The organism is Brevundimonas sp. (assembly GCF_035561115.1).
Classification (GTDB): domain Bacteria; phylum Pseudomonadota; class Alphaproteobacteria; order Caulobacterales; family Caulobacteraceae; genus Brevundimonas.
The window spans coordinates 99722-112620 of record NZ_DATMYH010000089.1; the positions used below are offsets into that span (position 1 = coordinate 99722).

The 12899-nt window shown below is 70.3% G+C and carries 11 protein-coding genes; 6 read left to right on the top strand and 5 right to left on the bottom strand.

Features of this window, described 5'->3' with window-relative positions; all coding sequences use genetic code 11:
• A complete protein-coding gene (locus VN378_RS11955; protein ID WP_325743802.1) occupies positions 1–651 on the bottom strand; it encodes an NUDIX hydrolase in 651 nt (216 codons plus the stop codon).
• Positions 652–734: 83 nt separating this feature from the next.
• On the opposite strand from VN378_RS11955, the gene VN378_RS11960 reads away from it, so the two are divergent.
• Positions 735–1352 (top strand): nitroreductase, encoded by a 618-nt coding sequence (locus tag VN378_RS11960; protein WP_325743803.1) that lies wholly within the window; start codon positions 735–737, stop codon positions 1350–1352.
• A 149-nt stretch (positions 1353–1501) separates the two neighbouring features.
• Here the strand turns inward: VN378_RS11960 and hutI are convergent, their stop codons facing one another.
• Both hutI and VN378_RS11970 read right to left on the bottom strand, forming a co-directional pair.
• Positions 1502–2707 (bottom strand): imidazolonepropionase, encoded by a 1206-nt coding sequence (gene hutI, locus VN378_RS11965; protein ID WP_325743814.1) that lies wholly within the window; start codon positions 2705–2707, stop codon positions 1502–1504.
• Positions 2707–3600, bottom strand: coding sequence for an agmatinase family protein (locus VN378_RS11970; RefSeq protein ID WP_325743804.1), 894 nt, complete (start codon positions 3598–3600; stop codon positions 2707–2709). The genes hutI and VN378_RS11970 overlap by 1 nt, the downstream gene beginning before the upstream one ends.
• 25 nt (positions 3601–3625) lie before the next feature.
• Between VN378_RS11970 and hutU the strand changes: the two genes are divergently transcribed.
• Positions 3626–5296 carry a urocanate hydratase gene (gene hutU, locus VN378_RS11975; protein WP_325743805.1) on the top strand — a complete coding sequence of 557 codons (1671 nt, stop codon included), beginning with the start codon at positions 3626–3628 and terminating at the stop codon, positions 5294–5296.
• Positions 5297–5471: 175 nt separating this feature from the next.
• The gene (gene hutH, locus VN378_RS11980) at positions 5472–6998 is read left to right on the top strand and encodes a histidine ammonia-lyase (RefSeq protein ID WP_325743806.1); all 1527 of its coding nucleotides are present in this window, start codon (positions 5472–5474) and stop codon (positions 6996–6998) included.
• 461 nt (positions 6999–7459) lie between these two features.
• On the opposite strand, the gene fni is transcribed toward hutH, so the two are convergent.
• Both fni and VN378_RS11990 read right to left on the bottom strand, forming a co-directional pair.
• The gene (gene fni, locus VN378_RS11985; RefSeq protein WP_325743807.1) at positions 7460–8479 is read right to left on the bottom strand and encodes a type 2 isopentenyl-diphosphate Delta-isomerase; all 1020 of its coding nucleotides are present in this window, start codon (positions 8477–8479) and stop codon (positions 7460–7462) included.
• Positions 8480–8559: 80 nt separating this feature from the next.
• Entirely contained in the window at positions 8560–10389 is a 1830-nt protein-coding gene (locus VN378_RS11990; RefSeq protein ID WP_325743808.1) for a PPC domain-containing protein, read from the bottom strand.
• A gap of 98 nt (positions 10390–10487) precedes the next feature.
• Here VN378_RS11990 and VN378_RS11995 point away from each other — a divergent pair, with 98 nt between their 5' ends.
• The 3 genes from VN378_RS11995 to VN378_RS12005 form a co-directional block, all read left to right on the top strand.
• Positions 10488–11411: a bifunctional methylenetetrahydrofolate dehydrogenase/methenyltetrahydrofolate cyclohydrolase gene (locus tag VN378_RS11995; RefSeq protein WP_325743809.1), complete on the top strand. Its 924-nt coding sequence runs from the start codon at positions 10488–10490 to the stop codon at positions 11409–11411.
• Between the two features lie 52 nt (positions 11412–11463).
• Positions 11464–12150, top strand: a complete 687-nt coding sequence (locus VN378_RS12000; protein ID WP_325743810.1) for a LemA family protein — start codon at positions 11464–11466, stop codon at positions 12148–12150.
• The coding region (locus VN378_RS12005) for a TPM domain-containing protein (protein WP_325743811.1) at positions 12147–12899 on the top strand (753 nt) is incomplete at its 3' end. The genes VN378_RS12000 and VN378_RS12005, both read left to right, overlap by 4 nt.

Genomic DNA, 12899 nt, shown 5'->3' on the forward strand with positions numbered 1-12899 from the left:
TCATACGCTCGCCAGCATGGCCTTCGCCAGTTCGGGCGGCAGTTCGCCCTCCCGCGCCATATGGTAGGCCCTGAGCGCCGTCGCCAGCGTGAACATGTCCCGGATCGCGCCGGTCCCGATCTCGCGCAGCAGGTCGCCGAACGGCACGCGGACGACACGGATGATCTCGGTCGGATCGGGCGCGACCGGAACCGGCGTCAGCCCGCAGGCGATCCAGGCCATGGCCCGCTCGTCGGTGATCGAATTGCTCATCTCGGCCTTGCAGGCGGGAATCCAGGTCGCCGCCTCCAGTCCCGCCTCCTCCATCAGTTCGCGTCGCGCGCCCTCGATCGGATCCTCGTCGAACGGCGCGCCGCCCTCGGGCATCTCCCACGACCAGTTCATCAGGGCGAACCGCTGCTGGCCGACCAGGGTCACCGTCCCGTCGTCGTGGACCGGCAGCACGCCGACGGACAGATTGCGCGGCCGCATGACGACATAGTCCGCCTTGAACCCTGTCGGCGCCGACGCATCGTGTCGCGTCAGCCGCATCCATGGGTTCTCGAACACGGTGGCCGAGCCATGGTCGGTCCAGGGCGGCGGCCGGTCGCTTCCGTCATCCCATGCGGGCAGCGGGCGATCGGCGTCGAAGGCGGTGCGGGAATCGGTCATGGCGTGCGTATGGCGAGGGTCCGCCCGTCCCGCAACGGCGCCGGCCGTTTGACGTCTCGCGCGGGCGACGCCATGTGAGCCGCATGACCCGTCCCGCCCTGCCGCGCTTCGCCCTCGGCGACCCCCTGCCCGCCCCGACATCTTCCGACGAACTGCGCCTCAGGCTGGCGACCCGCCGCTCGGCCCCGGCCCAGGCCCTGACCGAACCCGGCCCTTCCGCCGAAGAGATCGGGGACATCCTGACCCTCGGCGCCCGCAGCCCCGACCACGGCAAGTTGTTTCCGTGGCGGCTCGTGGTGCTGGGCCGTCAGTCCCGCGCCGAACTGGCGGAGGCCCTGACTCCGCTGGCCGCCCTCCAGCCGGAGCCGAACAAGGCGAAGGCCGTACTGGGCAAGCTGACGGCCGCGCCGGTCACCATCATGGTCGTCTCGGCCCCCGTTCCCAGCCAGAAGGTCCCCGAGTGGGAGCAGCAGCTGTCCGCCGGCGCCGTCTGCATGAACCTGGAGCACGCCGCCAACGCCCTGGGCTATTCGGCCAGCTGGATCACCGACTGGTACAGCTACGATCCGCAGGCGCTGGACATCCTCGACGTCGGCGGCGGCGAGCAGGTGGCGGGCTTCGTCCACATCGGAACGCTGGCTGAGGCCCCGCTGGAACGTCCCCGTCCCGATCTCGCCGACAGGGTGACCTGGCGGCCCTAGGCCCGGCCCAGCAGGGTCGTGGTCAGCAGAACCGTAGCCGCGCCCATCAGCAGGGTCGTCGCGACGAGCGCGGCGATCAGCAGGCGTTCCATAGCGTCCGGGCGTCGGCTCATGTCGGTCTCCTGCACGCACGATACAGGGATTCGGCCCTACCGCCGCCGCCCCGCGACATAGCTCCGCTCCAGCAGCGGCTTGCCCAGCCAGTAGGCCAGTTCCGCCGGCCGCGTGATGTCCCACACCGCCAGATCGGCCGCCTTGCCGGCCTCCAGCGTCCCGATCTCGTCGCCCAGCCCCAGCGCCCGCGCCGCGATCCGCGTCGCCCCCGCCAGCGCCTCCCCGGGCGTCAGCCGGAATTGCACGCAGGCCAGGGTGATCGCCGCCGTCATCGAGGCGACCGGCGAGGTGCCCGGATTGCAGTCCGTCGCCACCGCCATCGCCACCCCATGCCTCCGGAACAGGTCGATCGGCGGCGGGGTCGTCTCGCGCAGCATCAGATACGCCCCCGGCAGCAGCACGGCGACCACCCCGCCCCCGGCCATGGCCCGCACGCCGGCCTCGGTCGTGTGCTCCACATGGTCCGCCGACAGGGCCTGATACCGCGCCGCCAGCGCCGCCCCGCCGCCGTCCGACAGCTGGTCCGCATGCAGCTTGACCGGCAACCCCAGCGCCCGCGCCTTGTCGAACAGCCGCGCCGTCTCCTCGACGGTGAAGGCGATGGGTTCGCAATAGGCGTCGACCGCGTCGACCAGTCCTTCGGCGTGCGCCGCCGGCAGGATGTCGTCGATCGCCAGATCGACATAGGCGGCCCGATCGAGCTCCGGCGGCGCCGCATGCAGGCCCAGATAGCTGGTGCGCACCCGCACCCCGCCCTCGCGCCCGATCCGGCGCGCGACCCGAAGCATCTTCAGCTCGCTGTCGCGGTCCAGCCCGTAGCCCGACTTGATCTCGACCGTGGTGACGCCCGTCGCCTTCAGTCCCGCCAGCCGCGCCCGCGCGCTGGCGTAGAGGTCCTCCTCCGAGGCCGCCCGCGTCGCGGCCATGGTCGAGACGATGCCGCCCCCCGCGCGCGCGATCTCCTCATAGGTCGCGCCGTTCAGCCGTTGCTCGAACTCGCCCGACCGGTCGCCGCCGAACACCAGATGGGTGTGGCAGTCAATCAGCCCCGGCGTGACCCAGCGCCCGTCCAGACGGTCGGTCTCCGCCGCCGTATGCTCGGGCAGATCGGTCCGCGGTCCAACCCAGGCGATACGCCCCTCGCGGATCAGGATCGCCCCGTCCTCGATCGCGCCATAGGCCTCGCCGCCTTCGACCATGGTCGCCAGGCGGCAGTCGGTGATCAGCCTGTCCGCGCGGATCATCGCGCCTCGAACCCCGCCAGCAGCTCGCAGAACCACCGCCCCGCCGTCAGCGAGCCGAGATCGCCGATCTCCAGCGAGGGATCATATTCCGTCAGGTCGACGGCCCTGACCTTCGGATGCGCCCCGATGACGCGCGTCGCGTCGAAGAAGTCCTGCACCGACACCCCGCCCGGCCGCGCGCCCGGCGACGCCGGCCACTGGCTGCGGTCGATCACGTCGATGTCGAAATCGACGTAGATGACCTCGCACAGCTCCGACAGCCGCCACAGTTCCTGCCCGACGACGGTCGCCAGACCCTCGTCCCGGCATTCCCGCGCCGTCCGCACCGCTATCCCCGCCCGTTTCGCCTTCTCATGCGCCCGCTTCGTATTGGCGAAGGGCGCGAGGCCGACCTGACTGATCCGCCGCCCGTCCAGCCCGTCTTCCAGCAGCGCCTGGATCGGGTTGCCGTTGGTCAGGCCCTGATCGGTGTCCCTCAGGTCGAAATGGGCGTCCAGCGTCAGCACCCCGACCCTCTCAAGCCCCAGTGCATGCACGCCGGGCCGGGTGATGGCGTTGTTGCCCCCGATCAGCACCGTCAGCGCCCGCGTCCCCTGCGCCGCCGCCGCATCCCGCACCGGCCCGAAGGCATCGGCCGGCGAGACGCCCTTCAGGGCCACGTCGCCCGCGTCATGCACCCGCGTCGACAGCTCGCCGCCGGTCTCGACATCATAGGTCGAGAACCGCGGCAGCACGGCCCGGAACGCCTTTGGCCCAAGGTCGCATCGTCCCGGCGTCAGCGACCGTTCATTCAGTCCGGCCCCGATCAGGGCCACCGCCGCATCGGGGCAGTCACCGATCAGATCGGCTACGCTGCGCCATCCCAGCGCGTCTGAGTCTTCCAAGGTCATGGGCGGGCAGCGTAGAGAGGCCGCCATGACGACTCAACAGACCCCGAACACCCGCGTCATCCGCAGCCCGCGCGGTCTCGAGATGACCGCGAAGACCTGGGCCGCCGAGGCCGCCCTGCGCATGCTGATGAACAACCTCGATCCCGAGGTCGCCGAGCGGCCCGAGGACCTCGTCGTCTACGGCGGCATCGGCAAGGCCGCGCGCGACTGGCCCTCGTTCGACCGCATCGTCCACGAGCTGCGCGCGCTCGAACCCGACCAGACCCTGCTGGTCCAGTCCGGCAAGCCGGTCGGCGTCTTCCGCACCCACGCCGACGCCCCCCGCGTCCTGATCGCCAACTCAAACCTCGTGCCCAAATGGGCGACCTGGGAGCATTTCAACGAACTCGATCGCAAGGGCCTCATGATGTACGGCCAGATGACGGCCGGCTCGTGGATCTACATCGGCACCCAGGGCATCGTTCAGGGCACCTACGAGACCTTCATGGAGGCCGGGCGCCAGCACTATGGCGGCGACTGGTCGGGCAAATGGATCCTGACCGCCGGCCTCGGCGGCATGGGCGGGGCCCAGCCGCTGGCGGCGACCATGGCCGGCGCCTCCTGCCTCGCCGTGGAATGCCAGCGCAGCCGGATCGAGATGCGGTTGCGCACCCGCTACCTCGATGTCATGGCCGAGACCCTCGATGAAGCGCTGGCCCTGATCGAACAGGCGAAGTCAGACGGAAAAGCCATATCCGTCGGCCTGTTGGGCAATGCAGCGGATGTATTGCCTGAACTCGTCAGGCGCGGCGTCCGCCCCGATCTGGTCACCGACCAGACCAGCGCCCACGACCTGATCAACGGCTATCTGCCGCAGGGCTGGACCGTGGCCGAATGGGAGGACAGGCGCGTCTCCGACCCCGCCGCCGTCGAGGCCGCGGCCCGCGCCTCCTGCGCGATCCACGTCCAGGCCATGCTCGACTTCCAGTCGGCCGGCGTCCCCGTCACCGACTATGGCAACAACATCCGTCAGGTCGCCTTCGACGCGGGCGTCAAGAACGCCTTCGACTTCCCCGGTTTCGTGCCCGCCTACATCCGCCCCCTGTTCTGCCGCGGCATCGGCCCCTTCCGCTGGGCCGCCCTGACCGGCGATCCGGACGACATCCGCAGGACCGACGCGGCGATGAAGACGCTCTTCCCCGACAACGCCGGCCTGCACCGCTGGCTCGACATGGCCGGCGAGCGCATCGCCTTCCAGGGCCTGCCGGCCCGCATCTGCTGGATCGGCCTCGGCGACCGCCATCGCGCGGGCCTGATGTTCAACGAGATGGTGGCCTCGGGCGAGCTCAGCGGCCCGATCGTCATCGGCCGCGACCACCTCGACTCCGGCTCGGTCGCCAGTCCGAACCGTGAGACGGAATCAATGATTGACGGCTCGGACGCCGTGTCCGACTGGCCCCTGCTGAACGCCCTGCTGAACACGGCCTCGGGGGCCAGCTGGGTGTCGCTGCACCACGGTGGCGGCGTCGGCATGGGCTACAGCCAGCATTCCGGCGTGGTCATCGTCGCCGACGGCACGCCCGAGGCGGCGAAACGCCTCGAACGCGTCCTCTGGAACGACCCGGCCACCGGCGTGATGCGCCATGCCGACGCCGGCTATGAGATCGCGAAACAGGCCGCCCGCGAGCATGGCCTCAACCTGCCGAGCCTGGTTTGACTTCCCTTCTCCCCTTGCGGGAGAAGGTGGCTCGCGAAGCGAGACGGATGAGGGGTCACGCCGGCCCCTCCATCCTTCGACCTTCCACCGCTGACCGGCCGCGTCAGCGTAACCCCTCATCCGTCAGCCCTTCGGGCTGCCACCTTCTCCCGCAAGGGGAGAAGGGAGAGCAAATATGACCCTCACCATCGGCCGTGCGCCCCTCACCCTCGCCCAACTTCGCGCCGTCCTCGAAGGCCCCTGTACCGTCGAGCTCGCCCCGTCCGCCTGGACCGCCGTCGAACGCGGCGCGGCCGTGGTCGCCGCCATCGTGGCCGAGGGGCGCACCGTCTACGGCGTCAACACCGGCTTCGGCCTGCTGGCCAACACCTCCATCGCCACGGAGGATCTGGAGACGCTGCAGAAGAACCTCGTCCTCAGCCATGCCTGCGGCGTCGGCGCCCTTCTGCCCGACAACGTCGTCCGCCTGCTGATGGTGCTCAAGATCGCCTCGCTGTCGAAAGGGGCGTCCGGGATTCGCCGCGGGACGCTTGAAGCCCTGATCGCCCTGGTCAACGCCGACGTCCTGCCCTGCATCCCGTCCAAGGGCTCCGTCGGCGCCTCGGGCGACCTCGCCCCCCTCGCCCATATGTCCTGCGTTCTGATCGGCGTCGGCGAGGCCCGCCACAACGGCGAGACCTTGGCCGCCGAGGCCGCCCTCGCCCGCGTTGGACTGAAGCCGCTCGTCCTCGGCCCCAAGGAGGGCCTCGCCCTGCTCAACGGCACCCAGTGCTCGACGGCGCTCGCCCTCGCCGGCCTGTTCGCCGCCGAGGCCGCCTTCGCCGCCGGCATCGCCGCCGGCGCCCTGTCGGTCGATGCGCTCAAGGGCTCGGACGCCCCGTTCGACGCCCGCATCCACACCCTGCGCGGCCAGCCCGGCCAGATCGCCGTCGCCGCCCGCCTGCGCGCCCTCATGGCCGGCTCGGCCATCCGCGACAGCCACCGCGAAGGCTGCGCCAAGGTGCAGGACCCCTACTCCCTGCGCTGCCAGCCCCAGGTCATGGGCGCCGTGCTGGACGTGCTGACCAACGCCGCCGCGACGCTGGAGCGCGAGGCCAACGCCGTCACCGACAATCCGCTGGTCTTTATCGAGGACGGCGACGTCATCTCGGGCGGAAACTTCCACGCCGAGCCGGTCGCCTTCGCCGCCGACATGATCGCCATGGCCCTGTGCGAGATCGGCAACATCTCGGAACGCCGGACCTCGATCCTGGTCGATCCCAAGATGAGCGAGCTGCCGGCCTTCCTCGTCAAGGAAAGCGGCCTGAACTCCGGCTTCATGATCGCCCAGGTCACCGCCGCCGCCCTCGTCGCCGAGAACCGGATGGTGGCCCATCCCTGCAGCATCGACACGGTGCCCACCTCGGCCAATCAGGAGGACCACGTCTCCATGGCCACCCACGGCGCCCGCCGCCTGCTGGACATGGCCGAGAATACCGCGGCCGTCGTCGGCATCGAACTCCTGGCGGCGGCCCAGGGTATCGAATTCCACCGCCCGCTGACCTCGTCGCCCGAGCTGGAAAAGGTCTGGACCATCGTCCGCGAGGCCGCCGCCGCCTACGGTTCGGACCACTATTTCGCGCCCGACATCGCCCGCGCGACGGACGGGGTGCGCGCGGGTCGTTACCGGGTGTTCGCGGGGGACCTCCTGCCGTCGGCGTAGCCACTTTCCTTTCGTCATCCTCCGGCGAGCGTAGCGAGACCGGGGGACCCAGCGGCGCGCGAGGGCGCGAAACTGCCGCGGACACCCTGCGTGAACAGATCGCCTTCGGCGCTGCTGGGTCCCCCGGTCTGCGCCGCGAAGACGCGGCTTGCCGGAGGATGACGAAAGCAGGAGGGCGCATCATCGAGACTCTCGCCCCTCCCGACCCGCTACTCTCGTCCCTGGAGTCCGCTACTTCCGTCCCTTCGAAAGGCGGGATTCAAGCCGTCCGGACACCCTGCGACCGCTTCTGACGCACCCGCATGTTGTAGTCCTCCAACGCCCGCCGGGCCGGGATCTTTGACATCATGCACGACACGCCGCGCCGCCTCGGAGGCCCGGTTTCGCAGCCGGACGGCCGGCTCGGCCACTCCCGAAAACGGGCGCACAATTTTTCGGCCGGATAAGAGACTCTCGCCCCCTCACCCCTGCAACGGCGCCTTGCGAAGGGCGGTCAGATTGGCCGAGCCGGTGCAGAAGCAGACGGTGCGCATCTGGCGGATCACGGTCTGGAAATGCTCGACCACCGCCTCGGTCGAGACCGTCGCCGCCGCCAGCACCCCCGCCGCCTGACCCACCATGTCGGCGCCCAGCCGGATGGCCTTGGCCGCCTCGACGCCGTCGCGGATCCCGCCTGAACCGATGATCGTCGCCTTCGGACAGGCGGCCCGGACCTCGGCGATGGACCGCGCCGTCGGTATGCCCCAGTCGGCGAAGGCCGCGGCATGGGCCTTGTCCCCCTCGCCCTCGGCCCGCTCGCCCTCGACCGTGGCCCAGTTCGAGCCCCCGGCCCCGGCCACGTCGACCGCCGCCACGCCCATGGCCAGCAGTCGCTTCGCCGTGGCCGCCGACATGCCGGCGCCCGTCTCCTTGACCACCACCGGCGCGTCCAGCGCCTTGACCAGGGCCTCCAGCGCCGCGCCGACACCCCACCAGTCGCGGTCGCCCTCGGGCTGACAGGCCTCCTGCAACGGGTTCAGATGCACGATCAGGGCGTCCGCGGCGATCATGTCCAGCACCCGCCGGGCCTCGTCGACGCCGAAGCCCCGCGTCAGCTGTGCCGCGCCGATATTGGCCAGGATCGGCGTATCGGGTGCCTTGAGCCGCAGGGCCATGTCCAGCCCCGGCGCCCCGTCGGTCTCCAACGCGGCCCGCTGCGACCCGACCGCCAGGGCGATGCCCAGCTGTTGCGCCGCTTCGGCCAGCCGGGCGTTGATCGCCTCGGCCCGCGCCGGTCCGCCGGTCATCGAACTGATCAGCAGCGGCGCCTTGAGCCGCCGCCCCAGAAAGTCCGCGCCCAGATCGATCTTGCCGTGGTCCAGATCGGGCAGCGCCTCGTGCATGAAGCGGATGTCGGCGAAACCGCTGTCCAGCGCGTGGCGCGCCCTGCCCGACAGGATCACATCCAGATGCTGGTCCTTGCGGGCGTTGATGTCGATCACGCGGCGAACTCCACTCTCGCCGCGACCCTAGCGGCCCCGCGTCCCGGTTGGAACGCCGCTGCCGGCTCCCCCGATCGCGATCAGGGCTGTTTCTCGACGTTCAGCGCATAGGCGCCGGTCTGCCCCTGCTGGAAGGTCCCCGCCCGCACCTCGTATGTCCCGTCCGCCGGCGCGGTCCATTCCAGCTTGGCGTGGGTGTCCGACAGCCCGTCATCGTCCGACCCCAGGGTCTCGAACGTCCCGTCCTCCTTCTCGCGGCCGACCACCACGAAGCTGTCGACCTCGTTGGAAACCATGGTGATCAGCAGCTTCTCGTCTTCCTTCAGGATCACGCGATAGGCGTCGTAATAGCTGTTGTCCTCGGCGGTGGCGTCCGCCTCGGTCAGGGTTCCGCGCGCGGTCGCGCCGACCAGCAGGCTGCCCGGCCGCGGCTGCGGCCCGCGGTCGACCAGCTCCAGCGAATACAGGCCCTTGCCGTCCGAACCCAGGGGCAGGGCCCGCAGCACATAGTCGCCGTCCTCGGGCAGGCTGTAGTTCAGCCGCGAGTCCGTCCCCTCTCCGAGGCCGTCGTCGTCCGAGGCCAGGACCTCGAACTCCGTCCCGGCCCGGCCGATCTGCAGGAAGGTGTCGAAGTCGCCCGAGCGCATGATGGCCTGGATGCGCTGCCCGGCCTGGCCGGTCAGGGCGTAGGCGTCGAATCCGCGGTCCTCGCTGTCGGTCGAATCGGTTTCGGCGATCTCCCCCTGCAGCGTCGAACCGAACGTCAGGGCCTCGGGCGGCCGCTCAGGCTCGATCTCGGTGATCGTCAGCTCGTAATTGCCGATGTCTTCGGAAAAGGCGCGGGCCTCGACGACATAGGCTCCGGTGCGCGGCAGGGTGAAGGTCAGGCGCGAATTCGTCCCCTCGGCGGCGCCGTCGTCATCCTCGGCCAGACTGACGCGGTTTTCGTCGAACAGCTGCAGATAGGTGTCGAAGTCCGACGAACTCATGTCGATCCGGACGCGCTGTCCTTCGCGGCCCTGGAAACGGTAGGCGTCCGCCGCCCGGCCGGACTCGCTCTTGCCGTCGCTGGCCGTCAGCTCGCCCTGGACCGTCGCCCCGATCTCGATGGCCTGGGCGGCGGCGGGCTCGGGTCCTTCGGCCACGGCAAGGGTGTAGGCGCCCTCGCCCGCGCCGTTCAGCGCCGTCGCCCGGATGACGTATTCGCCGCCCCCAGGCGCGGTGAAGACCAGCCGGGAATTCAGGCCGGTGTCCGGGCCGTCGTCGTTCATGGCCAGTTCGGTGAAAGCCCCGTTCCGCATCCGGCCAACGCGCAACACCGGATCGAAGCCGTCGGCGGTCAGGTCGATGGCGAATCGGTCCCCGGCGCGCGCGCGGATGGCGAAGGCGTCATAGTTCCCGCCTTCGTCGCTCTCGGGATCGGTCGACGCCAGACGCCCCTGCACGCTTTGGCCGAGCCGGATACGGGCGGGACGCGGCGCCGGGCGCGCCCGCGGCCGCTCGGTCAGGGCCAGGGTATAGGCGCCGCCCTCGAGCCCCGACAGCGTCCTGGCCCGCAGCACATAAACCCCGTCGCGATCCGCGGTGAAGCGCAACCGCGAATCGGTGCCTTCGCCGAGACCGTCGTCATCGCTGAAAAGCGGCTCCGCGGCTTCGTCGGGGCCATAGACCTCCAGATAGGCGTCAAACGCGGCCGAGCGCATGACCGCCTCCAGCCGCTGTCCCGCGCGGGCGCTGATCGCATAGGCGTCGTAGCGATAGGCGTCCTCCGGGCCGGCCGCGTCGCCTTCGGCGATCTGACCCTCGACCGTGCGGCCGGGCGAGAGCTGGGTGGGGGTCTGCGCCAGCGCCGGCGCCGCGATCAGGAGCGTCAGCGCGCTGACGGCGGTCAGGATGGTGTAACGGCGCATGAAAGTCCCCCGATTGCGGCCCGCGATCATAGACGCCGAACCGCGCCCTCTGTAAATCGCGGCGAGCGCGCCTTTCCCCATAACCGGAGCCGAAAGCCATGACGGTCGATCCCGCCCTCGCGACCCTCATCGACGGCAAGGCCTTCGCCGCCGGCCTCGTCGACCGCGTGGCCGCCGCCTCCGCCCGGCTGAAACAGGCCCATGGCGTCGTCCCGGGACTGGCCGTCGTCATCGTCGGCGAAGATCCCGCCAGCCAGATCTACGTTCGCAACAAGGGCGAGACCACGTTGCGGGCCGGAATGCGGTCCGACACCCATCGCCTGTCCGCTGCGACGACCGAGGCCGAGTTGCTGGCGCTGATCGCCGATCTGAACGCGGACGCGGGTATTCATGGCGTTCTGGTGCAGCTCCCCCTGCCCGCCCACATCGATTCCGCCGCGGTGCTTGGCGCCATTGATCCCGACAAGGACGTGGACGGATTCCATGTCGTCAACGCCGGGCGGCTGGCGGTGGGCCTGCCGGGGCTTGTGCCCTGCACGCCGCTGGGCTGCCTGATGCTGCTGAAGGACGCGCTGGGCGACCTCTCCGGCCTGAACGCCGTGATCGTGGGGCGCTCCAACATCGTCGGCAAGCCGATGGCCCAGTTGCTCCTGGGCGAGAGTTGCACCGTGACCATCGCCCATTCGCGTACCCGCGACCTGCCGGCCCTGTGCCGGACAGCCGATATCCTGGTGGCCGCGGTGGGCCGGGCCGAGATGGTGCGCGGCGACTGGATCAGGCCCGGCGCAACCGTGATCGACGTCGGCATCAACCGCGTCCCGTCGCGCGATCCGGCCAAGGCCGCCGAGGGCAAGACCCGCGTGGTCGGCGACGTCGCCTTCGATGAGGCCCGGATGGTCGCCGGGCGGATCACGCCGGTTCCGGGAGGGGTGGGCCCCATGACCATCGCCTGCCTGCTGGCCAACACCTATACGGCCGCGTGCCGGGCCGCGGGCGTTACGCCGGAACCGCTGGACGCTTGAACCGCCGACGCTCAACCCCGATAGTCGGAATCTGGTCTGTCAGGAGATGTCCATGATCCGGTTTTCGCCTCGCATTTCGGCTCTCGCCGCTGTCGTGGTCCTGGCCCCCGCCGCCGCCGGCTGCGGCATCAACGCCATCCCGACCAAGGAGGAAGCCGCCAAGGCGCGCTGGGCCGACGTCCAGTCGCAGTATCAGCGCCGCGCCGACCTGGTTCCCAATCTGGTGGCCACCGTCCAGGGCGCTGCGATCGCCGAACGCACCACCCTGACCCAGGTCATCGAAGCCCGCGCCCAGGCCACTGGCGTCACGGTCACGCCTGACACCCTCAGCGACCCGGCCGCCTTCCAGCGTTATCAGGCCGCGCAGGGCCAGCTGTCGCAGGCGCTGTCCCGCCTGCTGCTGGTCGTCGAGCGCTATCCGGAGATCAAGTCGAACCAGAATTTCATAGCCCTGCAGTCGCAGCTGGAAGGCACGGAGAACCGCATCGCCGTGTCGCGGCGCGACTACAACGAGGCCGTCCGCGACTACAACACCAGCCTGCGCACCTTCCCCACGGTGATCTGGGCCAAGACGATCCATGGCGGGTCCGAGCCGATGCAGCTGTTCACGGCGACCGAGACCGCCCAGAGCGCGCCCAACGTCAATTTCGACGCCCTGAACCCGGCCACCCGGCCGGGCGGCGCGGCCCCCGCCGTGGCTCCCGGCGCCGCACCGCCCGCGACGCCGACGGCCCGGTGAACCGCATCCTTCCGGCGATATCGATCAGCCGGGCCGCCGCCTTCCTGACGGTCCTGCTGGCCGCCGTGTGGCTGATCGCGGCCCCGGCGCAGGCCCGGAGCGGTCCGACGTTCCCGCCCCTCAACGGACGGGTCATCGACCACGGCGATCTGATCTCCGCCGCCAGGGAGCAGGCGCTGGCCGACAAGTTGGCGGCGCTGGAGCGCGACACTACCGATCAGGTCGTGGTGGTGACGGTGCCTGACCTTCAGGGCTACGAGATCGAGGAGTACGGCTATCAGCTGGGCCGGGCCTGGGGCATCGGGCAGGCCGACAAGAACAATGGCGTGCTGCTGATCATCGCGCCGAACGAACGCAAGGTGCGGATCGAGGTCGGCTATGGCCTTGAAGGAATCCTGACCGACGCCCTGTCGGCCCTGATCATCCAGAACGATATCCTGCCGTCGTTCAAGGAAGGCTTCTACGAGCGCGGCATCGAACAGGGCGTGGATGCCATCGACCGGCAACTGCGACTTGATCCGGCCGAGGCGCAGGCCCGGGCGGCGGCGGCCGAGCGGCCGAAATCCTCGCCGCCCATCGGCATCGCCGCCATCATCGCTCTGATCTTCATCCTGCTGATGCTGAGGCTCATCGGCGGCGGCGGCGGCCGGGGACGCAGACGGCCCGGCGGCATCGGTCCGGTGCTGATCTGGGCCGCCGCTGAGGCCATGCGCAACAGCGGGCGGGGCGGAGGCGGAGGTTTCGGCGGC